This is a genomic window from Bacillus cereus group sp. TH152-1LC (genome assembly GCF_027710505.1).
GTDB lineage: Bacteria > Bacillota > Bacilli > Bacillales > Bacillaceae_G > Bacillus_A > Bacillus_A mobilis.
The window spans coordinates 302872-325192 of the sequence record NZ_JAQFNK010000002.1; the positions used below are offsets into that span (position 1 = coordinate 302872).

The window sequence follows — 22321 nt, forward strand, 5'->3', positions numbered from 1 at the left end:
TTCTGAAAATATAATATAGTTATGGCACAGAAAGTATTTTAACATAAGGAGGCTGTTTATGAGGATTAAAGGGAATTATGTGCCGAAAAGGGAAGTTCTATTTTGCTCAAGTTCAATTACAATAGGGGAAGCGCTGAAGCATTTAAATAAAACTGGCTATCGTTGTGTACCAGTTTTAGATGAAAAAAAAGAGAAATATTTAGGGAATATATATAAAGTAGATATTTTAGAATATAAAGGTTCGCTGGAAGAGAGTGTAGTACAATTATTAAACGATAAAGAAGGGTATGTCAGAGAAGATTCTTCGTTCTTTAAAGTATTTTTTACAATAAAAAAATTACCTTATTTATCAGTGGTTGATGAAAAAGGAGTTTTCCTTGGAATTTTAACGCATAAAAAAGTTTTTGAGTTGTTAGAAGATGCTTGGGGCGTTCATTCTAGTAAATATTCTGTCATGATTGGGACACAGGATTATAATGGGGCCATTCAAAAATTATCGACAGTATTAAAAAAATATACAGGTATCCAAAGTTTAATGACTTTTGATAATGATGCCTTATTAGTTCGTAGAATTATGTTTACATTAGGAGAAGAGTTTAACGACGGTGAATTAGAGACGTTATTGACAGATTTAGAAGATCACGGATTTAGAGTTGTGTATGTGGAAGAGATGAAAAATCCACGTGAAGTTGAGACGATAGAGTAACATGCAAAAGCCATCTAATTATGTTGGATGGCTTTTTTGCTATGTTACGTGCATAAAGTTATTTGAAAATAATGATAGGATAAAAGGTGAGATTGTAACAATATTTGTGTAAAAGAATAAAAAATGTAGATAATTTTGATTTTCAAAAAAATCAATTTGAAAATATGTTTTTATTTTTCAACTAAATATGTTACTATATGTGTGATAAAAACAAAGAGGTCTGACAACTATACTCCACGCAATACCACTCTAATGAGTTGAAAATTCAAAAAAATCAAAAATTAATAGTTAGAGTAAGAATAAGGGGAATGGAGAAATTATGGAGAAAGACACTGCTTTGTAAGGGGCATATTTTATCATCTTGAGCAGAGAGGAGGATGCATAGCATATTGTGACAATAGAGATAAACAATGAAAAAGTGCTATGCAAATGAAAAGTATGAAGGGACGTTTAAGGCCAGGTGATACGGTAGCAATTGGTTTAATGTTATTTGCACTATTTTTAGGAGCAGGAAATTTAATTTTCCCACCAGTTTTAGGGCAACAAGCTGGAGAGAATGTTTGGGTTGCTACAATTGGATTCCTTGTAACGGGAGTCGGATTACCCCTATTAGCTGTAACAGCTGTCGCGTTTGTAGAGGGGGACTTGAAAGCGCTATCTTCTAGAGTTCACCCTATATTTGCGTTTATTTTTCCATTGATTAGTTATTTAGCGATTGGACCATTTTTCGCGATTCCGCGTACGGGAGCCGTTTCATTTGAAATGGGTATGAAGCCATTTCTATCAGAAGCATTGGTTTCAGAATGGTACATGCTGTTTTTATTCACGATAGTTTTCTTTGGAATAACGTGGTATTTATCATTAAATCCATCTAAATTAGTGGATTGGTTTGGAAAATTTCTTACACCATTGTTAGTATTGATTGTTGCTGTTATTGTCGGAAAGGCAATTATTGATCCAATTGGAGAACCAGCTGCGCCGCTAGCGGCATATAAAGAAAATGCTTTCTTTGGTGGATTTATACAAGGATATTTAACGATGGATGCAATAAGTGCTCTCGTATTTGGAATTGTTGTTGTACAAGTTATCCGCTCTAAAGGGATAAAAGAGAGTAGTGAAGTTGCAAAAATAACAGTAGTATCAGGTATTATTGCTGTACTTGGTTTAACGTTAATCTATTTATCACTTGCTTATCTTGGTTCAACGAGTACATCACTTGGTGTATCAGAGAATGGTGGGCTTATTTTAACGAATGTTGTAAATGAGTTATATGGAACAAGTGGTAAAGTTTTATTAGGACTTGTTATTATACTCGCTTGTTTAACAACTTCTGTTGGATTAACATCAGCTTGTGCGGGCTTCTTTACAAACATATTCCCAAAACTTTCGCATAAAACGATCGTAACAATGGTATGTCTGTTTAGTTTAATTGTATCTAACCTAGGTTTAACACAATTAATCGCAGTTACTTTACCAGTGTTAATGATCATTTATCCAGTTGCAATTGTATTAATTGTTCTTTCTTACTTCCATAAATGGATTGGGAAGCGTAATACCATTTATATTGGAGCTATTTTAGGTGCATTGTTAATTAGTTTCTTTAACGGTTTAGAAAGTGCGAACATTAAAATTGACGCGATTTCTAACGTATTACAAATGTTACCATTATATAAAGAAGGAATAGGGTGGTTAATCCCATCATGTATTGGCGGGATTCTCGGTTTCTTCTTCTATAAATCAAATGAATCAAGTGAACTACAAAAGAAAGGTGCTTAGGCGCCTTTCTTTTTTTAAAGGTGATTTTTATATTTTGTCTAAGTAATAAATGGGAGGAATGATAAAATGGCTAATTTTGAAGATTTTTTAACTTTGGATGTAAGAATTGGAACTGTAATACATGCAGAGGAATTTAAAGAAGCGAGAGTTCCAGCGATTAAGCTGAAAATTGATTTTGGAGAGCTTGGAGTTAAGCAGTCAAGTCCTCAAATTACGAAGAGATATACCCCAGAAGATTTAATCGGTCAGCAAATCGCTGCTGTTGTAAATTTTCCGCCAAAACGTGTAGCTGGATTTAAATCAGAAGTACTTGTTTTAGGAGGAGTACCTGAAGCTGGTGATGTCGTATTACTGCAGCCGAATATGGAATTACCAAATGGAACGAAAATTAGTTAGTGTAAAGGCGGGGGAACATGGATATTGGACGAGAGTATTTACAATGTGCCATTTCGAATTTTAAAGCAACAAAGAAGCAAGGGGAACGGGTGCTTTCACAATTATCATATGAACAAATTGAATGGTCTTCCCATGAAGAAACAAATAGCATAGCAATTATAATTAAGCATCTGCACGGTAATATGCGTTCTAGATGGACGGATTTTTTAACGTCTGATGGTGAAAAAATAGATCGTAACCGAGATGCTGAATTTGAAGGTGGCTATCATTCTAAGGAAGAGGTTCTCACAGCATGGAATGAAGGATGGGAATATGTTTTTAAAACGATGAATGTCCTAACGCCAGAACATTTATTACAGACGGTATATATTCGCAGTGAAGCACAGACTGTTATGCAAGCAATTGAAAGACAAATTTCTCATTATGCTTTGCATATTGGACAGATTATTTACATTGGGAAAATGTTAAAAGAAAATGAGTGGGAATGTCTAAGTATTCCGAGAGGACAGTCTGCACGTTATGTAGAGAAAAAACGTTCCACATAATAATAGGAAAGAAACCGATATAAAATGGGGAATAAGAAAATAACCCAAATAATAGAGGATTCTGTAATCATAAGAATGCTGCCAAAAATAAGTCCGTATATAATAAGAAAGAAATTAAAAAGCGTATTCACGGGAATAAATCGTGAGATGAACACTTGCTGTCGTTTAAAACAATCACTGTGAAATAAATATAAGCGGAAGTAAGATGTCGTAGTAATAAGATCTTTCTTTCGCGTAATTCTTTTTTTGCATATATGACAGATGAATGGTGGTCGCATTTCATTACGCTCCAGGTTTCATATTTATAATCATGTAAGACAAAAGTAAGTATAAAGTATATATCCCTATATATGCTCCTGATATAAGAAAAAATGGATTTAGTAAAATACCATGAATGCTTGTCATGAAAACTAAATCTTGTATTAAAACATCATATATATGAATAGAAATAATTGTACCGAGTACATAAAGTGCTAAGTACGCTGAAATATGTAACGCAACACGGATTGTAGGATGCTTAGCAAGCCAGTAAAAAATAAATGATAGTACAACGGGTAATGTTCCTATTAGTAGCTTCAATTCATTTCACCTCATTAACAATATAGCCGGAATTTAGACGGTCTATTCTCTAGAGCTTGTACATAACTTGAAATAGAGAGGGTGATAGTATGAATCGAGGCTTTTTTTATGTGAAATTCACAAGTGTACGTAAGTTAGTTTTATTTATTATTGCTACAGTACTAGCGACTTTTTTTCTTATTAGTATGATGGTAACTTCTATGAGAGAGACAAAGTCAACGTATTTATATAATTGGTTAAATGAGCTATCTATGAATGGTTACATGTACGTTCTTGGGAAAGAGAATCATTATTTTACACAGGAGTATCGAAATTTAAATCAGGATTTTTCGATTTCTTCTTTTCTTTTTTCGATGGCTACGAATATTCGTTTTAACGATGTACGCAGTTTTGTCGGCAAAGAGCTACCTGGTTTTGGTCAGTACGATACAGAAATTGTAATTGCGGGTGAAGGGACAAATTATTCTAACTTACCGATAGAGTCGAGCGTTCCACTTGAAGAAGTAGTAAAAGAACGGACTGGTGAAGGTGGACAGGCTCAAAAGCCAGATACGAACAAAGAGAAAAAGCAACCGGCTCAAACGACAGGGAAAAGACAAGTTGCGTTTATTTATCATTCGCATAGTTGGGAATCTTATTTGCCGTTACTAAATTTAGTAAATGACCCCAATCCAAATAAAGCGACTAGTTCTGTCACAAATATTTCAATAGTTGGCGATCGATTTCGTGAACAATTAGTAAGTGAAGGGATAGGAGCTACTAACGACAAGACTGATGTCGGTCAAAAGTTGATTAGTAAAGGGTTAAATAGTAATAGTTCTTACAAAATGTCACGGGAAATTGTACAAGAAGCAATGACGAGCAATAAAGAACTGCAGTACTTCTTTGACTTACACCGTGATAGTGCTCGGAAGGATGTTACGACAAAAACAATTGGTGATAAATCATATGCGAAGCTTGCGTTTGTAGTAGGGAAAGGCAACAAAAACTATGAAAAAAACTTGCAATTAGCAACGGCTTTACATGAGACGATTAGCAAGAAGTATCCAGGAGTGAGTCGTGGTGTCATTCAAAAAGGATTCCAAACAGGAAATGGTGTCTACAATCAAGACTTATCCGGGCAAGCGATATTAATTGAAGTTGGTGGCGTAGATAATACAGAGGAAGAACTAAACCGATCGATTGATGCCCTTGCTAAAGCGTTTGGTGAATATTTCTGGCAAGCAGAAAAAGTGAATGGATAAAGTGAAACATAAATGAGTGGAAGAGTTTGAAAAAACGTGAGTGTAATACTTACGTTTTTTTTTGTCATGATGAGACGTCACAGAATAGACATAATTTGTCGTTGTTATAGTAATATCGAAAATTGTCAAATTATACTGGGAGATTTACAAAGGGATTTTCAGGAAAGTGGAGAAAATCTTTTTACAAGGAAAACTTTTTATTATGAAATTGGTAGGGTGATTGAAGTGATTAGGGAGATTAAAATAGAAGATGCAGCACCATTTTTGCAATTAAGTAAGCAACTAGATGAGGAAACGAAATTTATGTTATATGAACCAGGAGAAAGAAAATTTACAGACGAGCAACAAGAACAGATGATTCATCGCTTTATAGAAAATAAGTATGCAACAATATTGGTAGCAGTTGAAGATGAGAGAATAGTAGGGTTTATTTTAGTGAATGGAAATCATATTCAAAGAAAAAGACATGTAGCAGGTATTGTAATTGGTATTTTGCAAGAGTATAGCGGGCGGGGTATTGGGACGAGATTGTTTAAAGAGGCTGAGAAGTGGGCAAGATTACATGATGTATGGCGTTTAGAATTAACGGTAATGGCCCACAATACAAGAGCTCAGACACTATATACAAAAGCTGGATTTGAGAAAGAAGGTGTCAAAAGAGCTGCTCTTATTATCGATGGCGAGAACATCGATGAGTATGAAATGGCCAAATTATTAAAATAAGAGGTCGTTATATGAAAAAAAGATGGACACTACTTGGTATCGTAGCGATGATACTCATTGTTGGAGTAGCAGGAATCAATTATAAAATGTATAAGGATAAGCAGGTGCGTGAGGTAAATGTAAATAACATATTTCCGAAAGCGAAAGAAACGATTGCGAATATGGATGGAGATATTGCGGTAATTAGTAATCCAAATTCGATGCTTGTGCTTGTAAATAAAAATAGGCGTTTACCAGATGGGTATAGACCGCCAGATTTAGTTATTCCGAAAGTGCGTTACTCAAGTGAAGGTGATCAAGAAAAGAAAAAAATGAGAAAAGAGGCAGCAGGAGCGCTTGAGGAAATGTTTCAGCAAGCTGATAAGGAGGGCGTTTTTCTTTTTGCGGTTTCTGGATTTAGGTCTTTTGATCGACAAAAAGCATTAAATACGATGTATAAAAAACAAGATGGAGAAGCAAAAACAGCGATGTCTAGCGCAGTTCCTGGAACGAGTGAACATCAAACTGGTCTAGCTATGGATATTACATCTCAATCTGCTAAGTTTCAATTAGAGACAATTTTTGGCGAAACGAAAGAAGGGCAGTGGCTTTCTGAAAATGCCCATAAATTTGGTTTTGTCATTCGATATACAAAAGAGAAAGAATCGCTTACAGGTTATCGATATGAACCATGGCATGTGAGGTATGTGGGAAATCCACAAGCTACATATTTATATGAAAATCAACTGACACTTGAAGAAGTAACGCAGTGAAAAATTGAGGGGAGAGAAGGATTATGACGGTGTTATATAAGAAAAAAGTACACGCATATGTAACAAGAGAAAAAGAAGGAGTTATGCAACTGCTTGTTTTTAAACATCGTGATATACCTGAAGCTGGTATACAAATACCAGGGGAAACGTTAGAAGCAGCACTTTTACGTGAAGTACAAGAGGAATCTGGATTACGCCATTTATGCATAGAAAGATTCCTAGCCGATTACATCATACTTGTGAAAGACAAAAAAGAATATCAAAAGCGCCATTTCTTCCATGTAACGTTACTAACAGATGTAAAAGATGATTGGGAACATATTGTAAGTGCTGGTGAGGAAGATGAAGGTTTAGTATTTTGCTACGAATGGATTGATATTGCAAAATGCCCTGAATTAGCTGGGAAACAAGGGGAGTTTTTACATCTGTTAGAAGAAGTATACGTGCAATAATAATAGGGTCTGAAGCGAAGGTGAACTCGTTTCAGACTTTTTTTATTTTTCAGGAAATAAAAGGTTTTTACATTGGCAAGTTGAATTCTTTTACAGGGATTGTATTTGTATATACGAGGAGCGGAGAAAATGAACAAGTAATAGATACATGATATCAATAAAAGGCTTTATAGAAGGAGAATGACGATGGAGATTCAATTCAATGCACAATTACAAAAAGAATTAACAATTCATGATATACAAGCAGCGATGGAAGCTGGACAATTAACTTCAAAAGAATTAGTTATGTATTATCTTCATAGAATTGCAAAATATGATCAAGATGGACCAAAAATTAATTCTATTTTAGAAATCAATCCAGATGCCGTTTTTATTGCAGAAGCGTTAGATTATGAAAGAAAGATAAAAGGTATAAGAGGTCCATTACATGGTATACCTGTTTTACTTAAGGACAATATTGAAACGAATGATTCCATGCATACAAGTGCAGGTACGATTGCCTTGGAACAAAATATTAGTAGTGAGGATGCATTTCTCGTTACGAAACTGAGAGAAGCAGGAGCAATCATAATAGGAAAGACAAATATGACAGAGTTAGCAAATGCAATGTCTTTTGACATGTGGGCTGGATATAGTGCAAGAGGTGGACAAACAATAAACCCTTACGGTACAGGTGAGGATAATATGTTTGTTGGTGGCTCAAGTACAGGATCTGCGATAGCAGTTGCCGCTAACTTTACAGTATTATCTGTTGGAACGGAAACAGATGCTTCTATATTAAGTCCAGCTGTTCAAAACTCTGTAGTCGGTATTAAACCGACTGTTGGTTTAATTAGTCGTAGAGGCATTATTCCGTTCACGTATTCGCAAGATACAGCGGGTCCATTTGCTAGAACAGTAACAGATGCCGCTATTTTGTTAGGGAATTTAACTGGGGTAGATGAGAAGGATGTAGCTACTCATAAAAGTGAAGGTATAGCAGAACATGATTATACAAAATATCTTGATGTTAATGGCTTACATGGAGCAAAGATTGGTGTATATAGCAATGCGCCAAAAGATTATTATGAATCTGGTGAGTATGATGAAAAATTGTTTAAGGAAACAATTGAAGTATTGCGTAGTGAGGGAGCGGTAGTAGTAGAAAATATTGATATTCCGTCTTTTCATAGAGAATGGAGCTGGGGAGTACCGCTTTATGAACTAAAGCATAGTTTAGATAACTATCTTTCGAAATTATCTCATACTATTCTGGTGCATTCAATTTCGGAGTTAATGGAGTTTAACGAGAACATAGCAGAAAGAGCTTTGAAATATGGGCAAACTAAGTTAGAAAGAAGAAAAGATTTTCCCAATACGTTAAGGAATCCTGAATATATAAACGCAAGATTAGAAGATATATATTTTTCGCAAGAACAAGGTATTGACTTTACACTGGAAAAATATAATCTTGATGCAATTTTATTCCCTTCCTATATCGGCTCCACTATATGTGCGAAAGCAGGTTATCCGTCTATAGCAATACCGGCGGGATATATGGATAACGGGAGACCGTTTGGAATTACTCTTGCAAGCACGGCTTTTTCTGAGGGGATCTTGATTAAACTAGCATATGCTTTTGAACAAGCGACAAAACACCGGAAAATTCCGGGTTTGTCATAAATAGAATAAAGTAAAAAGGACAGGAGTTCCTGTCCTTTTTACTTTATTGATTACATCGAAATATCTTTCTGGTCGGTCTGATTATATTTTAATAGGCTAAAAGATAAACAAGCGGAACATAAAATAAGAAAAGCAGCGATGATATAAATCGTACGAACACCAAATAAATCGGTAATAATTCCAACGCTAAGCATAGAAAGACCAGAAGCTGTCGAGAGGAGTGCACCATGAGCTGTATACATTTTTGATAATAAAGTAGGAGCGACACTTGATTGTAGCACTGTCGTTTGAGAAATATCTCTAATTTGATAACATGGCCCCATTAGAACGCATAGAAAAAGCGCAATAAACCCGCTACTTGTCATTCCATATAAAAATGTAAGAATACTAAACATAAGAGAGCCTATCGCCATGGAGCGTATTAAATTGTTTTGAATGTATGTACTCATTTTCCACGCTAATATCCCGCCAATTAACGTCCCCACATAATAACTTGTATTAATATATCCCCACCATTCTTCGCCTTTATGAAGGACAGTCGTTACATAAGCCATCGTAATAGCACCGATCCATATCGTCCCTGCGAAAGTTTCAATTAAGTCCATACATGTAACGATACGGAGAGACGGGTTCTGAAATAAGAGTTTCCAACCTTCCAATAAAGCAGTGCCTTTTGAAGAAGAAGGTTCTATTACTTGTTCATTATGTATGGAACGTAATGAAACGTGTAGTGCAACACACCCAAAAATCATCAATATGTTATTCATCATAAGTGTAGAAGTGGCGCCGATTAGAAGAACAATAACACTTGTAAATGAATAAGCAGCGGCCTGCGCAATTTGTGTGGAAAAGGAAAAAATACTATTTACTTTTACTAATTTTTCTTTTCGTGTAAGGCGAGGCAGGATACTGTATAATAATGGTGCGCTCCAGCCGCTACATAATGAAATGAAAAAAATGAAAATGAATAGTGCTACAACGTTTGTGGACAGGAATGGGAATAATATCATTAATAAAAATAATAGAGCAGTTTTTGTCCATTGTAGTGTAAAAAGTAATGAATAAGATGGAAAACGATTCATGATAAGTGGTGCAGATGTATTTGCTATAAGAGTAGTTATGACTTGGAGTAATGGAAACAGAGCAGTTAATGTTGCTGATTTCGTTGTGATATACATATGGGTTGTAATAATCATAATGTATACGATGTCAGCGAGAGTAATGCATATTTTTGATCCTAAATAGTAAGTTAATGAACGACTATGCAACAAGCACACCACCTTCCTAAAAAATAATATTTTAGTAGTTAAAATAAGTATAAATTGAAAGTTAAATTTTCGAAAGAATTTCATTTTTTGTCGCTTTTTGAAAGGGATTTTCATGTATAATAAAGAATATATTAATATAGTATTTTAAAAATACTCATTATAACAGTGAATAGGTACAATAGCTTGTAGTAAGCGCCCATGTATAAGAAAGGGCGGATAAACCATTCTTTTCTTCATATACATATAGAAAATGAGAAAGAAAGTGAGGGTTGCATATGGCTGCTTGGGTAATTTGGTTTATAATAGCTGGTATTTTATTTATTGCGGAAATGTTATCGATTACGTTTTACATGCTTTGGCTTGGAATTGGAGCTGTTGTCGGAGGTCTAATTGCTTTATTTGCTCCTGATGCACTACTGTTACAAGTTATTGCTGGTGCGATTGTAAGTTTAACATTGACTTTCTTTACAAAAAGAATTTCAAAAAACTTTCGAGAAGCAAAAGGTTTTACTGATACAGTAGATTTGCTAGTTGGTAAAAAAGGGATTGTTATGCAAGCGATTACAAATGAAGCGAATGGTATTGTGAAGGTGGATGGAGATACTTGGACAGCTATTGCAGATGATCCAATTGATGCTGGAGAAAAAGTTATTGTTATAAAGAGGAATAGTACTATATTACAAGTGAAAAAGGAGAGTGAATAAATATGGCAGTAGCATTGACATTAACGATTATTTTCGCACTAATTGTTGTTACATTTATCGCATTAACAATTAAAATTATTCCACAGCAAAAAGTTGGAGTCGTTGAAAGATTTGGTAAGTTTCAGCGTATTATGGAGCCGGGATTAAATTTATTAATACCAATTGTAGACCGCGTTCGTGTATATCATGACTTACGTATTCAACAAACGAATGTACCACCGCAGAAGGTAATTACGAAAGATAATGTACAAGTAGAAATTGATACAATCATTTTCTATCAAATTGTGGAACCAGAACTTGCGACATATGGTATTTCGAACTATGAATATGGTGTTCGTAACATTACTTCTGCAACGATGCGCCAAATTATTGGTAAAATGGAACTGGATGAAACGTTATCTGGTCGTGAAAAAATTTCAACAGAAATTCGCTTAGCACTTGATGAAGCAACAGAAAAATGGGGCGTTCGTATTGAACGTGTTGAAGTTGTTGATATTAATCCGCCAAAAGATGTGCAAGCATCAATGGAAAAACAAATGAAAGCAGAACGTAATAAACGTGCGATCATATTAGAAGCTGAAGCCGCAAAACAAGATAAAGTCCTTCGTGCTGAAGGGGAAAAGCAAAGTAAAATATTAATGGCTGAAGGGGATAAAGAAGCACGTATTCGAGAAGCTGAAGGTATAAAAGAAGCAAAGGAACTAGAAGCACAAGGGGAAGCAAGAGCGATTGAGGAAATTGCAAAAGCAGAACAAAATCGAATTGAATTACTTCGTGCAGCAGATTTAGATGAACGCGTACTTGCTTATAAATCATTTGAATCATTGATTGAGGTTGCGAAAGGACCAGCAAATAAAGTCTTTATTCCGTCTAATGCAATTGAGACGCTTGGTACTCTCGGGGCAATTGGAGAAATCTTTAAAGAAAAACAAGCGAAGAAATTGCCTCCTTCAGATACACCAAAAGAACAATAAGAGTGAAAAAGAGAAATGGGATGCCATTTCTCTTTTTATTTTTTATAGATTACAATGTTCATTCTTAGATTGATGGGGATTGCTTTATTATTTTGAAAAATTTAAATAATATGTTAAAATTTAACCTTGGTTTTAAGGAGAGAAGGGGGAATAAGATTGCAAATATTACTAATACGCCACGGAGAATCTGAAGCAGATATTTTACATGTACATGAAGGACGAGCTGACTTTGAATTAACAGAAAAGGGAAGACAGCAAGTGCAAAGGCTTGTACAGAAAGTGAAAGCAGATTTTTCGCCAGATTTCATTTGGGCAAGTACGTTAAAACGTGCTCGTGAAACGGGTGAAACGTTAGCTGAAGGAATTGGATGCCCAATTCAACTAGAAGAGGAATTAATGGAGTTTAATAACGGAGTGCAAGCTGGCTTATCTTTTGAAGAAGCAAAGAAATATCCAGAGCCAAAGTTTCTTCATGACCGTTTTGAAAACGGGGAATCATTTATTGAATTTAGAATGAGAATAGAGGGAATCTTTTCTAAAATCGTGACAGAGAATACATATGACCGAATTGCAATCGTTGCACATGGTGGTGTAATAAATAGTCTATTACGTGCATTTTTCAAAATGCCAATCTCAATGGATTATTATTTTAAAATGGGAGATACGGGAATAAGTTTAATTGAAATTGATGGCGAACAAAAAACGGTACATTTCATTAATGATACGAGTCATTTAGACGGGATGTAAAGACCTATGTACAAAGTAGTGTTCTTTGATGTTGATGGTACGCTTTTAAGTGAGATTGATAGAAGTATGCACGAAAGTACAAAAGAAGCGATACAAAGATTAATAGCTAAAGGGATTCACGTAGTTGTTACAACAGGGAGACCATATAGCTTATGTACGCAATTTATGGAACTAGGCATAAATACGTTTATTTCTGCAAATGGTGCACATATTAAGTGTGGAGAAACAGTCCTACATAAATCGGTACTTTCTAGTGAAATCGTTCATGATATCTCGAGATTTGCTGCATTACATGGTTACGGTATTTCTTATTTTACCGAGGATTTTGCAATGAACGGAATAGACTCGGATAATGAGCGTGTAATGCAAGCACTTAGCGAGACGTTGAATTTAGAGAAGTATCCTGAAAAAAGCAGAGATTTGTCAGAAGAAATCTATTGTTTATGTCTGTATGCTGATGAAACAGAAGCTCAAAAGTTTATTGAAAGATATCCATTACTTACGTTTGACCGTTTTCATAATTACGTTATAAATGTATTGGAAGATAGTAAAGTATCAAAATTAACTGCAATTCAAAAGATATTAGATCACTTAAACATTTGTAAATCAGAAGCGATTGCATTTGGCGACGGTGGAAATGATATTGAGATGTTGCAGTATGTAGGATTAGGTATTGCGATGGGGAATGGCGGAGAAGAGTTAAAAACAAGAGCTGATTTCGTTACAAAGAAGGCGAGTGAAGGTGGTATTTCCTTTGCCTTAAAGGAGTTTCGTCTTATTTAAAAATAATAGCTAGTCAGTTTGAAAAATCCTGTTTTAATTACAGGATTTTTTTGTCTAACAATATTCTTGCAATAAAAGGAAAAATGTGAGTATAATGAAAAGTAGTTAGGTAAGCTAATTAATTGAAGAGAAAGGAGAGTGAAGATGAATGGATTCAAAAAAAGATTCTCTTCCTTTAGGGATTGGGCCGTATGCTGAGCTAATAAAAAAGACAGCATCAGCGGATACGGATCCAATCGCAGCAAAAATTGGTTTGTTAATGTTATGGACGTCTGATAATGTTCTTGATTCTGTTGACGTTGATTTAGCTCCGCTTGGTATTTCGGAAAGTAAATTAGATTTTTTACTGTTGTTTATTTTACGTGAAATGGAATCCAATGGGGAAGAAGTGAATATGAGCCCTTCTGATATTGCGAGTCGATTAGGGATAACACGTGCTTCTGTCACTGGTCTATTAGATTGGATGGAGAAACGAGAGTTAATCGTAAGATTCCATCATTCTAAAGATCGAAGAAGATTAAAAGTGAAAATTACTCCAAAAGGAAAAGAATTAGTTACGCACTCTTTACCAACTTTTTGGTTATCTTGCGCTTCGTTAGTTGACGATTTTAATCAAGAAGAGCGTCAAGTTTTAGAAAGGTTATTAAATAAAATGCAAGTAAATATGCAGGTGAAATTAGGAGAAGGTAGGTAAATAAGTTGATTATAAGGGTCAACTTATTTATTTGGAAATATAATTAGCTTACCTTATTATATGTTTAACTAATTTCATGATCTGTCATGTTTTTTACGATGTAATTAAAATAAGTAAGCGTGCTTTAGAGGTTTTAAATTGATAAAAAATTGTAATAAGGGAGAGATATTATGATGGAAATAGGAAAGGAAATAAATAGTGAAAAGAATTATACAATAATGACCGTTGTATTATGTTGGTCGGGTATGGTAGTGATGTCTAGCTTATATGTAACAATCCCTTTAATTGCACTATTTTCAGACCTTTTTAATGTTTCACTAGCACAAGCTGCAGCTACAGGCAGTATATTTTCTGTTGGCTTTGCTATAGGTTGCTTGTTATTTGGGGCAATCTCTGATAAATATGGGCGGAAGCAAGTAATCTTCATTGGATTACTTGCTCTGTCGATTATTTCGTTTTCCTTAGGATTTGTGGATAGTATATTTTGGCTTGTTATTTTTAGGGGCTTACAGGGTATTGCAGCAGCTACATTTTCTCCGGTAGCGTTAGCATACGTTGTAGAAATGTTTCCGGTAGAAAAAAAGGTTACAACAATAGGATTTGTTAGTACCGGTTTTCTAGTAGCTGGAATTGTAGGTCAGGTAATAAGTACGGTTGTTAGTCAACATTTTGGATGGCATATGGTGTTCTTTCTTCTTAGCGTTGTCTATATGATTACTGCTGTATGGATTCAGTATTCTCTTCCGAAAGGGGAGATATCTCAATCTTATACTGATATTTTGGGACCGATTAAACAGATGGGTAAAGTCTTTACACATAAAAGCTTAGTATTGGGCTATATGATTGCGTTTGTTTTATTAATGGCTTTTGTTAATATGTATACTGTTTTAGGGAATTATTTGAGCTCTCCTACTTATAATTTAACTTCAGAACAAATTCTTTATTTTCGCTTAGCGGGGCTAATTGGTATGATTCTATCACCAATTGCGGGTCGTTTAACGAAGAGGTTCGAAGTAAGGAAAGTTCTTCAAGGTGGATTGCTGGTCGCTATTTTTAGTCTAAGTGCAATGGGCTTTGTTTCGTATTTGCCTCTTCTTGTCATAATGAGTGTCTGTTTTGTAATAGGTATTGCTATATCCGTTCCGTCTTTAGTTTCTCTTGTTGGCCAACTAGGAGGGAAAGCAAGGGGAATAGCAGTTTCTATTTATACTTTTATTTTATTTTTAGGCACTAGTATAGGACCCGTCATTTCTATTTATCTTATGAAAATAGGAAGTTATGCTCAAACGTTTATTTTATTAGGAATGATACTTTTTATTGGTTTTATCGCTTCTCTATTTATAAACAACGAAAGTGTACTGGATAATGAATGAGTGGAAAATCACTCAAATAAAGCAATGTGAGGATCTTTCGTATGCTCACATAATAAAATATGAATTTGCCCACGATGATGATAAAAGTGTGCAACAATTTCAAGCAACCATTCAAAGCGTGAATAAGAAATACCCCAATAAGCAGTCTTAATTTCTGCTAATTGTTCATTGGAATAGGATAAAAAAGTTTTAGAAAGTAAATCGTAGCCCTGTATCATCGTTTGTTGTATTTGCGTAATTGTTTCGGGTGTTTGTTCTTTATAGAAAGTATGTAGTTGTTTTTCCGTAATCCCATTTAAAATGAGGAGATCTGCATGGCAAATAAGAGAAAGATGTGCACAAATTTCAAATAAAGATCGCTTTGCGTGAATGGGTTGTATTTTTAATTCTTCTTCATTACATTGGTTAAGCATTTGAATAGAAGTATCAACAGCAACTTTAAGTTGATGCAAGGCAGATTCTACAAACATTGTAATTCTCCTCATCTCCGTATATAATAGTTTCTTAAGGGTATTATATCATACTCAAAATTCCGAAAATTCTAGTAGTTTGACTAGCATATTGAAAAGTATTATATTGTAAAAGGTCATATGAAACGTGAAATAGAATGGAATGCAATTATTGAGTTAGGAGTTAGACCAATGAGTTTGAAATATGGAAGAGATACAATTATTGAAGTTGACTTAAATGCAGTAAAACATAATGTAAAAGAATTTAAAAAACGAGTGAATGATGAAAATATTGCAATGATGGCTGCTGTAAAAGCAAATGGGTATGGCCACGGGGCAGTTGAAGTTGCGAAAGCTGCTATTGAAGCAGGAATAAATCAGCTTGCAGTTGCATTTGTAGATGAAGCGATAGAGTTAAGAGAAGCAGGAATTAACGTGCCGATTTTAATTTTAGGTTATACATCAGTAGCAGCTGCTGAAGAGGCAATTCAATATGACGTTATGATGACTGTTTATAGAAGTGAAGATTTACATGGTATAAATGAAATCGCAAACCGTCTTCAAAAGAAAGCGCAAATTCAGGTGAAAATTGATACAGGAATGAGTCGTATCGGTTTACAAGAAGAAGAGGTTAAACCATTTTTAGAAGAATTAAACCGTATGGAGTATGTAGAGGTAGTAGGAATGTTTACACATTACTCTACGGCAGATGAAATTGATAAATCATATACGAATATGCAAACAAGTTTATTTGAGAAAGCTGTCAATGCAGCAAAAGAATTAGGAATTCATATTCCATATATTCATAGTTCAAATAGTGCAGGTTCAATGGAACTAAGCAATACATTTCAAAATATGGTTCGAGTAGGTATTGGAATTTATGGAATGTACCCTTCAAAAGAGGTAGATCATTCAGTTGTTTCTTTACAGCCTGCGTTGTCGTTAAAATCAAAAATAGCTCACATTAAACATGCGAAGAAGAATCGTGGTGTAAGTTATGGGAATACGTATGTAACGACTGGTGAAGAATGGATTGCAACTGTACCGATTGGCTATGCTGATGGCTATAATCGTCAGTTATCTAATAAAGGGCATGCATTAATAAATGGAGTTCGAGTACCTGTTATTGGCCGTGTTTGTATGGATCAGCTTATGTTAGACGTTTCAAAAGCAATGCCAGTACAAGTTGGGGACGAAGTAGTATTCTACGGTAAACAAGGCGAAGAAAATATTGCAGTAGAAGACATCGCGGATATGTTAGGTACCATTAACTATGAAGTTACATGTATGTTAGACAGAAGAATCCCGCGAGTGTATAAAGAAAATAATGAAACGACTGCTGTCGTAAATATACTAAGAAAAAACTGAATCGTTATGATTCAGTTTTTTTATTTTTGGCAAATGAAAAATGCTCTATTTGTACCGTGTATTTGAATGTTTTTAAAACCTACAGATTCCAATGAAGAAATTATTTCTTCATTGGAATAACAAGCTTCCTCAAAAGAAAAGTCACTTCTTGTCCAAGCGTTATCTAGATCATGTTTAAATAGTATAAAGTTCATTTCTGCTTTTTTATTTTCATTATCATAGGAAGAATCAATCGTACAAACATATTCTTCCGCTGAAATATGAAATGAAGCAACCCAATTTTCAAGAAAACCTTTCTCCATATTCATATCAAATACGAATGTACCTTCGTTATGTAATACGGAGTAAACATTACGAAAAACGCTTTTTAATTCATCTAATTTTAAAATATGGTTTAAGCTATCGCCAGTAGAGATAACATAGTGAAAATGCTTATTTATATTGAAATAACGAGCATCATCGACGATAAATGTTGCGTCTGGCGCGTTTTGACGTGCGTATTCAATCATTTGAGCAGAACCATCTATACCAGTTACTACAAAAGTATTATCAATTAATTTCTTAGTAAGGTGACCAGTCCCGCAGCAAAGATCTAAAACATGAGAATGTGGTGGTGCATATTGTAAAACGAGTTTTTCCAAAAGTAGATAGGAGTGTTCAGCATAATGCCCCCAATGTTTATTATAGATGTCTGCAAAAATATCATAATTAGAATAAATTAGTTTTTTAGACATATGTATTCACATCAAGATTCATTACATTATAGTAGTCATGCTTCGTTTTTATTTCAAAACCACATTGTGTATATAGTTTTAAAGCATTGTTATTTTTCGTTTCGACGTCTAATTCAATTGTTGATATTCCTTCTGAAATAAGGGTATATACCATATAACTAAGAATATCTTTTCCGTATCCTTTACCTTGATAAGAAGGATGAACGGCGAAGCCTGATAGTGTAGTAGATTGCTCTTGCTCAGAAACTGTAATCGTTCCTATCACTTTTTCGTCGATAAGAGCACTGTAAACTTGATGGGAAGGTGAATTCATCATCTTTTGTAACCATGTAGCGGTATTTTCTACTGAATCTCCAAAAGCTTTACTGGAAAGTTCAATAAGATCAAGAAGTGATGCTGAAGATGCAAGAGTGAGCTGTATAGTATTCTTTGTTGTTTTTTGCACTTCTTTTGCTTTGAACTCCATACTATATTCACTATATAAATAAGGTAACTTCATATGCTTTGTAAATTCTTTCCCAGAAGCAGACGCCCCATTTATAATAATAAGAGCTTCATCTGCCCCTTTTATTCGTATTTCTTTCATTGCGGTTTGTAAAAGAGTAGTGCCTATATGTTGCTTCCTATAGTTCGGGTGAACAAAGCCTATTAACTCCAATTTTGTCGGTCTTTCAAAGTCATACATACTTAATGCACCAATTAATTTAGTATTATCATAAAATAGGAGATCATATATCTCTTCATTATTACGTGTAGTTAAAAAGTTTACATGTAAATCTGACGAGTAATCAATTTCATCGTGTTGCCCACAAATGTGAACTAAATCTTTCATTTGCTGAATTTCGTTCGCTGTTAAAGATTTCTTTCGTTCAATATTCATTTCATAATCCCTCGCATTCATATTTAAAAATAGGATGGATGACTTAGCCATTTTGTTAACTCCACACTGCCCTGAACAGATAATAACCGGTACAAATATCGATAGGGCGGTCTACATTCTGTAAGATTAGGAATGGGCATAATGGTTTCGTAACCTTGTTGAAAAGCTTGAGCCTCTTTTTCAGTAAATATATATTCTAAGCCGATAAAATCAAACTCCCTTGGAGCAACTGCATAGGCTTCTGTATCTACTAATCCCGTAATAGTTGTACCATCTGTTAAAAACTGAGTAGGGTCCATATCAATTAAAACGAGCGTCGATTCTTTTGGTGCTGGTAAGGAAGAGAGTTGTGATTCGAAAGTAGGAAATACATTTTGTATGCATTCATTATCGGAATAAAACATATTCACAAGCTCTTTACTCACATTTAAAATGTGTGATTGGAATTCATCTAGTGTAATTTGGAAGGAACCTGACACATTTCCGATGTAATCAGCTTTAAATTTATGTATTTCGGCTAGCCCTTTTCCTAGACTGAATAAAATAGAATCTGGTTGCCCGATAAAAGATTGAACTGTGTTACCTACTAACTTTTCGGCTACAACGAATTCACGCCCATTTAAAATATATTTTTCTAATATTGCTGGGATAGGAAGGTTAGTATGTTCTTGCAGCAATGTATGCACAGCTTCTAAATGATGTACGTTCTTTGGATCAATTCCAAATAGGTTTTTACATCCCCACCAAAAATCATTATTTGGTTCTTCATTGATTTTAGAAGAACGAACGATAACTTCTGCATCTTCTGTTCGGACGAGAAACACATCGCTTGCATGGTCTTCATAACCTGGGTGTAAAGTTTGAACAGATAAAATAGGTGAAGTGAATAGTTGTTGTAGCATGAAGTTACTCCTTTTTCTGTAAATTCTATAAATTCATTATATAACAGAATATGTTCCAAGTGGATAATGATGAGGACAACATAGAACTTAAATAAATTTATAGTGAGAAATCAGTATGGAAATATTATTTTTCTAGTTTTGTATGAATTATCAAAATAATATTCCGGTGATAAATCTATAAAAATGCCCGAATGTAAATCTCGTATTTTTCAGTAAATGAAGAGTTAATCGTGTTTTTATGAGAGTTATAATGTAGGTTATGAAAAATATTTCTCAATAATAAAATGAAGAGAAATATATGAAGAAGTAGAATAGATTCCTTTATAATAGTTTTAAATTAATTAATATAATTAATTATTAATAATATTAGATAGGAGAGAATATGATGGCAAATGTACTCGTAATAAATTTCCCTGGAGAAGGTCATATAAATCCGACTTTAGCTATTGTAAGTGAGTTAATTCGGCGAGGAGAGACAGTTGTTTCGTATTGTATTGAAGATTATAGAAAGAAGATTGAAGCAACAGGTGCAGAATTCCGAGTGTTTGAGAATTTCCTCTCTCAAATTAATATTATGGAGCGAGTAAATGAAGGCGGGAGTCCTTTGACGATGCTATCTCATATGATTGAAGCATCAGAACGTATTGTTACTCAAATTGTAGAAGAAACAAAAGGGGAAAAGTACGATTACATGATATACGATAATCATTTTCCGGTAGGACGTATTATAGCCAATGCTTTAAAATTACCTAGCGTTTCTTCTTGTACAACGTTTGCTTTTAATCAATATATTACTTTTAACGATGAACATGAATCAAGAAAAGTAGATGAAACGAATCCATTGTATCAATCTTGTTTAGCGGGAATAGAAAATTGGAATAAACAGTATGGAATGAAATGTAATAGTATGTATGATATTATGAACCATCCTGGTGATATTACGATTGTATATACTTCAAAGGAATATCAGCCGCGTTCAGATGTATTCGATGAATCGTATAAGTTTGTCGGCCCATCCATTGCTACGCGTAAAGAAGTAGGCAGTTTTCCTATGGAAGATTTAAAAGATAAAAAATTGATTTTCATTTCTATGGGAACAGTTTTTAATGAACAACCTGAGCTATATGAAAAATGTTTTGAAGCGTTTAAAGATGTAGAAGCGACAGTCATATTAGTTGTTGGAAAGAAGATAAATATAAGTCAATTTGAAAACATTCCGAATAACTTTAAGTTGTTTAATTATGTGCCCCAATTAGAAGTATTACAGTACGCTGATGTATTCGTGACACACGGTGGTATGAATAGTTCAAGTGAAGCACTATATTATGGTGTCCCGTTAGTTGTAATTCCGGTAACAGGAGATCAGCCTTTAGTTGCGAAACGAGTGAATGAAGTAGGGGCTGGAATAAGGCTTGATCGTAAAGATTTAACTTCTGAATCGTTACGTGAAGCCGTAGAGAAAGTAATGGATGATGTAACGTTTAAGGGGAATAGTCGTAAAGTTGGAGAGTCACTTCGAAATGCTGGTGGGTATAAGAGGGCAGTTGATGAAATATTAAAAATGAATTCATACTCAAAACTTAAATAAATGTTTGGAGCACACTTACTGTAATATGTAAGTGTGTTTCTATAAAAAAATTACATAAAAAATCACTGTAAAGGTGAAACTTTTGTGTATATAAACTCATATCTTTGAATTAGTAGTAAAATTACGTTAAAATAATACTAAGAAAATATATAAGTTTTGGGGGTAATGAATGAAAAGGTTATTTGAATACATATTATTAACAATTGGCTCAATTATTGTAGCGGGTTCATTAGAGCTTATTTTAGCACCTAATGGATTAGTAGATGGCGGGGTAACGGCCATTGCTATCATGGCAAATAAAGTTGCTGGATTACCGCTGTACGGAGTGTTTTTAGGACTTAATATTCCTATCCTGTTATTTACCGCAAAAGTAATGGGGAAGAAGTTCTTCATCCGTACATCTTATGCAAATGTAGTTACAACACTCGGATTAATTTATTTAAAACCATTTCCTGCGATTACAACTTCTGAACTATTAATTGTACTTTATGGCGGAGTATTGTTTGGAATTGGCGTTGGGATTGTTGTCAAAATGGGCGGAGCAATAGACGGATCAGAAATGTTAGCAGTTTGGATGAACAAACACTTTAAAGTACCGATTAGTACATTTTTACTTGCTGTAAATGCAGTTATTTTCACATTTGTAGCGATTTTATTTTCAATCGAACAAGCGATGTTCTCATTAGCAATTTTCTATATTGTTACGAAGATGATTGATTTCATATTAGATGGTATAAATCAAGGAAAGAGCGTTATGATTATTTCTGGTAAAAATAAAGAAATAGGCGATCTACTTATGAAAGAATTGCAATTATCTGTTACGTATCTACATGGAGAAGGTGGTTTTTTAGGAGAAGAAAAGAGAATTATTTATTGTATTACAAACCGTTTCATTTATCCGAAAATGAAAGATCTCGTTCTCTCTGTAGATCCAACTGCTATCATTGAAGCTTCCTATTCAACAGAAACAACAGGTGTTAAACGACCAGGAAGAACAGCGAAATCAGAAAAATAGTGAATGA

The 22321-nt window shown here is 34.3% G+C and carries 25 protein-coding genes; 18 read left to right on the forward strand and 7 right to left on the reverse strand.

Features of this window, described 5'->3' with window-relative positions:
* Positions 1-58 precede the first annotated feature (58 nt).
* The 4 genes from cbpA (at position 59) to PDL00_RS08110 (ending at position 3423) form a co-directional block, all read left to right on the forward strand.
* A complete protein-coding gene (cbpA, locus tag PDL00_RS08095) occupies positions 59-706 on the forward strand; it encodes a cyclic di-AMP binding protein CbpA (protein WP_061676430.1) in 648 nt (215 codons plus the stop codon).
* A 438-nt stretch (positions 707-1144) separates the two neighbouring features.
* A complete protein-coding gene (gene brnQ4, locus PDL00_RS08100) occupies positions 1145-2482 on the forward strand; it encodes a branched-chain amino acid transport system II carrier protein BrnQ4 (protein ID WP_396022448.1) in 1338 nt (445 codons plus the stop codon).
* A 66-nt stretch (positions 2483-2548) separates the two neighbouring features.
* Positions 2549-2878, forward strand: a complete 330-nt coding sequence (gene csaA, locus PDL00_RS08105; RefSeq protein WP_270728295.1) for a chaperone CsaA — start codon at positions 2549-2551, stop codon at positions 2876-2878.
* Between the two features lie 17 nt (positions 2879-2895).
* Positions 2896-3423 (forward strand): DUF1572 domain-containing protein, encoded by a 528-nt coding sequence (locus PDL00_RS08110; protein ID WP_270728297.1) that lies wholly within the window; start codon positions 2896-2898, stop codon positions 3421-3423.
* Here PDL00_RS08110 and PDL00_RS08115 read toward each other — a convergent pair.
* Both PDL00_RS08115 and PDL00_RS08120 read right to left on the reverse strand, forming a co-directional pair.
* Complete coding sequence (locus PDL00_RS08115) at positions 3396-3701, reverse strand: permease (RefSeq protein WP_270728300.1); 306 nt, start codon at positions 3699-3701, stop codon at positions 3396-3398. The genes PDL00_RS08110 and PDL00_RS08115 overlap by 28 nt on opposite strands.
* 4 nt (positions 3702-3705) lie before the next feature.
* Positions 3706-4002: a hypothetical protein gene (locus PDL00_RS08120; protein WP_270728303.1), complete on the reverse strand. Its 297-nt coding sequence runs from the start codon at positions 4000-4002 to the stop codon at positions 3706-3708.
* Positions 4003-4091: 89 nt separating this feature from the next.
* On the opposite strand from PDL00_RS08120, the gene spoIIP reads away from it, so the two are divergent.
* The 5 genes from spoIIP (at position 4092) to PDL00_RS08145 (ending at position 8835) form a co-directional block, all read left to right on the forward strand.
* Positions 4092-5246, forward strand: coding sequence for a stage II sporulation protein SpoIIP (spoIIP, locus tag PDL00_RS08125; RefSeq protein ID WP_270728306.1), 1155 nt, complete (start codon positions 4092-4094; stop codon positions 5244-5246).
* A gap of 225 nt (positions 5247-5471) precedes the next feature.
* Positions 5472-5969, forward strand: coding sequence for a GNAT family N-acetyltransferase (locus PDL00_RS08130; protein ID WP_242254053.1), 498 nt, complete (start codon positions 5472-5474; stop codon positions 5967-5969).
* An 11-nt stretch (positions 5970-5980) separates the two neighbouring features.
* The gene (locus PDL00_RS08135) at positions 5981-6721 is read left to right on the forward strand and encodes a M15 family metallopeptidase (RefSeq protein ID WP_270728311.1); all 741 of its coding nucleotides are present in this window, start codon (positions 5981-5983) and stop codon (positions 6719-6721) included.
* A 23-nt stretch (positions 6722-6744) separates the two neighbouring features.
* Entirely contained in the window at positions 6745-7173 is a 429-nt protein-coding gene (locus PDL00_RS08140) for an NUDIX hydrolase (RefSeq protein ID WP_270728314.1), read from the forward strand.
* A 186-nt stretch (positions 7174-7359) separates the two neighbouring features.
* Positions 7360-8835 (forward strand): amidase family protein, encoded by a 1476-nt coding sequence (locus PDL00_RS08145; protein ID WP_270728316.1) that lies wholly within the window; start codon positions 7360-7362, stop codon positions 8833-8835.
* A gap of 50 nt (positions 8836-8885) precedes the next feature.
* Here the strand turns inward: PDL00_RS08145 and PDL00_RS08150 are convergent, their stop codons facing one another.
* Positions 8886-10103, reverse strand: coding sequence for an MFS transporter (locus PDL00_RS08150; protein WP_270728319.1), 1218 nt, complete (start codon positions 10101-10103; stop codon positions 8886-8888).
* A 275-nt stretch (positions 10104-10378) separates the two neighbouring features.
* On the opposite strand from PDL00_RS08150, the gene PDL00_RS08155 reads away from it, so the two are divergent.
* The 6 genes from PDL00_RS08155 (at position 10379) to PDL00_RS08180 (ending at position 15378) form a co-directional block, all read left to right on the forward strand.
* A complete protein-coding gene (locus PDL00_RS08155; RefSeq protein WP_242254064.1) occupies positions 10379-10807 on the forward strand; it encodes an NfeD family protein in 429 nt (142 codons plus the stop codon).
* Positions 10808-10809: 2 nt separating this feature from the next.
* Positions 10810-11781, forward strand: a complete 972-nt coding sequence (locus PDL00_RS08160) for an SPFH domain-containing protein (protein ID WP_270728321.1) — start codon at positions 10810-10812, stop codon at positions 11779-11781.
* Between the two features lie 156 nt (positions 11782-11937).
* Positions 11938-12528 (forward strand): histidine phosphatase family protein, encoded by a 591-nt coding sequence (locus tag PDL00_RS08165; protein WP_097864404.1) that lies wholly within the window; start codon positions 11938-11940, stop codon positions 12526-12528.
* A 6-nt stretch (positions 12529-12534) separates the two neighbouring features.
* Complete coding sequence (locus PDL00_RS08170) at positions 12535-13311, forward strand: Cof-type HAD-IIB family hydrolase (RefSeq protein ID WP_242254068.1); 777 nt, start codon at positions 12535-12537, stop codon at positions 13309-13311.
* Positions 13312-13459: 148 nt separating this feature from the next.
* The gene (locus PDL00_RS08175) at positions 13460-14005 is read left to right on the forward strand and encodes a MarR family winged helix-turn-helix transcriptional regulator (protein ID WP_242254070.1); all 546 of its coding nucleotides are present in this window, start codon (positions 13460-13462) and stop codon (positions 14003-14005) included.
* 173 nt (positions 14006-14178) lie between these two features.
* The gene (locus PDL00_RS08180; protein ID WP_270728326.1) at positions 14179-15378 is read left to right on the forward strand and encodes an MFS transporter; all 1200 of its coding nucleotides are present in this window, start codon (positions 14179-14181) and stop codon (positions 15376-15378) included.
* Positions 15379-15386: 8 nt separating this feature from the next.
* Here PDL00_RS08180 and PDL00_RS08185 read toward each other — a convergent pair whose 3' ends face one another.
* On the reverse strand, positions 15387-15848 hold the full coding sequence (locus PDL00_RS08185; protein ID WP_270728329.1) for a DinB family protein: 462 nt from the start codon (positions 15846-15848) through the stop codon (positions 15387-15389).
* Positions 15849-16019: 171 nt separating this feature from the next.
* Here PDL00_RS08185 and alr point away from each other — a divergent pair, with 171 nt between their 5' ends.
* Complete coding sequence (alr, locus tag PDL00_RS08190; protein WP_242254136.1) at positions 16020-17195, forward strand: alanine racemase; 1176 nt, start codon at positions 16020-16022, stop codon at positions 17193-17195.
* 20 nt (positions 17196-17215) lie between these two features.
* On the opposite strand, the gene PDL00_RS08195 is transcribed toward alr, so the two are convergent.
* From PDL00_RS08195 to PDL00_RS08205, 3 genes are read right to left on the reverse strand one after another with little or no spacing between them, the layout of a single operon-like run.
* Positions 17216-17929, reverse strand: coding sequence for a class I SAM-dependent DNA methyltransferase (locus PDL00_RS08195; RefSeq protein WP_270728333.1), 714 nt, complete (start codon positions 17927-17929; stop codon positions 17216-17218).
* Positions 17922-18809, reverse strand: a complete 888-nt coding sequence (locus tag PDL00_RS08200) for a GNAT family N-acetyltransferase (RefSeq protein WP_270728803.1) — start codon at positions 18807-18809, stop codon at positions 17922-17924. Before PDL00_RS08200 ends, PDL00_RS08195 begins: the two co-directional genes overlap by 8 nt.
* Positions 18810-18832: 23 nt before the next feature.
* The gene (locus tag PDL00_RS08205) at positions 18833-19711 is read right to left on the reverse strand and encodes a nitrate reductase (RefSeq protein ID WP_270728336.1); all 879 of its coding nucleotides are present in this window, start codon (positions 19709-19711) and stop codon (positions 18833-18835) included.
* Between the two features lie 385 nt (positions 19712-20096).
* Between PDL00_RS08205 and PDL00_RS08210 the strand changes: the two genes are divergently transcribed.
* A complete protein-coding gene (locus PDL00_RS08210; RefSeq protein ID WP_270728339.1) occupies positions 20097-21299 on the forward strand; it encodes a macrolide family glycosyltransferase in 1203 nt (400 codons plus the stop codon).
* Positions 21300-21468: 169 nt separating this feature from the next.
* Positions 21469-22314 carry a YitT family protein gene (locus PDL00_RS08215; protein ID WP_242241671.1) on the forward strand — a complete coding sequence of 282 codons (846 nt, stop codon included), beginning with the start codon at positions 21469-21471 and terminating at the stop codon, positions 22312-22314.
* The last annotated feature ends 7 nt before the right edge of the window (positions 22315-22321 follow it).

What these genes read in the sequence shown, in the direction of transcription:
- PDL00_RS08110 (WP_270728297.1), top strand. Translation starts at nt 2,896, where the DNA reads ATGGATATTGGACGAGAGTATTTACAATGTGCCATTTCGAATTTTAAA.
- PDL00_RS08155 (WP_242254064.1), top strand. Translation starts at nt 10,379, where the DNA reads ATGGCTGCTTGGGTAATTTGGTTTATAATAGCTGGTATTTTATTTATT.
- PDL00_RS08175 (WP_242254070.1), top strand. Translation starts at nt 13,460, where the DNA reads ATGGATTCAAAAAAAGATTCTCTTCCTTTAGGGATTGGGCCGTATGCT.
- PDL00_RS08170 (WP_242254068.1), top strand. Translation starts at nt 12,535, where the DNA reads ATGTACAAAGTAGTGTTCTTTGATGTTGATGGTACGCTTTTAAGTGAG.
- brnQ4 (WP_396022448.1), top strand. Translation starts at nt 1,145, where the DNA reads ATGAAGGGACGTTTAAGGCCAGGTGATACGGTAGCAATTGGTTTAATG.
- PDL00_RS08160 (WP_270728321.1), top strand. Translation starts at nt 10,810, where the DNA reads ATGGCAGTAGCATTGACATTAACGATTATTTTCGCACTAATTGTTGTT.
- csaA (WP_270728295.1), top strand. Translation starts at nt 2,549, where the DNA reads ATGGCTAATTTTGAAGATTTTTTAACTTTGGATGTAAGAATTGGAACT.
- cbpA (WP_061676430.1), top strand. Translation starts at nt 59, where the DNA reads ATGAGGATTAAAGGGAATTATGTGCCGAAAAGGGAAGTTCTATTTTGC.
- PDL00_RS08200 (WP_270728803.1), bottom strand. Translation starts at nt 18,809, where the DNA reads ATGAATATTGAACGAAAGAAATCTTTAACAGCGAACGAAATTCAGCAA.
- PDL00_RS08185 (WP_270728329.1), bottom strand. Translation starts at nt 15,848, where the DNA reads ATGTTTGTAGAATCTGCCTTGCATCAACTTAAAGTTGCTGTTGATACT.
- alr (WP_242254136.1), top strand. Translation starts at nt 16,020, where the DNA reads ATGAGTTTGAAATATGGAAGAGATACAATTATTGAAGTTGACTTAAAT.
- PDL00_RS08115 (WP_270728300.1), bottom strand. Translation starts at nt 3,701, where the DNA reads ATGCGACCACCATTCATCTGTCATATATGCAAAAAAAGAATTACGCGA.
- PDL00_RS08215 (WP_242241671.1), top strand. Translation starts at nt 21,469, where the DNA reads ATGAAAAGGTTATTTGAATACATATTATTAACAATTGGCTCAATTATT.
- PDL00_RS08140 (WP_270728314.1), top strand. Translation starts at nt 6,745, where the DNA reads ATGACGGTGTTATATAAGAAAAAAGTACACGCATATGTAACAAGAGAA.
- spoIIP (WP_270728306.1), top strand. Translation starts at nt 4,092, where the DNA reads ATGAATCGAGGCTTTTTTTATGTGAAATTCACAAGTGTACGTAAGTTA.
- PDL00_RS08145 (WP_270728316.1), top strand. Translation starts at nt 7,360, where the DNA reads ATGGAGATTCAATTCAATGCACAATTACAAAAAGAATTAACAATTCAT.
- PDL00_RS08205 (WP_270728336.1), bottom strand. Translation starts at nt 19,711, where the DNA reads ATGCTACAACAACTATTCACTTCACCTATTTTATCTGTTCAAACTTTA.
- PDL00_RS08180 (WP_270728326.1), top strand. Translation starts at nt 14,179, where the DNA reads ATGGAAATAGGAAAGGAAATAAATAGTGAAAAGAATTATACAATAATG.
- PDL00_RS08210 (WP_270728339.1), top strand. Translation starts at nt 20,097, where the DNA reads ATGGCAAATGTACTCGTAATAAATTTCCCTGGAGAAGGTCATATAAAT.
- PDL00_RS08135 (WP_270728311.1), top strand. Translation starts at nt 5,981, where the DNA reads ATGAAAAAAAGATGGACACTACTTGGTATCGTAGCGATGATACTCATT.
- PDL00_RS08195 (WP_270728333.1), bottom strand. Translation starts at nt 17,929, where the DNA reads ATGTCTAAAAAACTAATTTATTCTAATTATGATATTTTTGCAGACATC.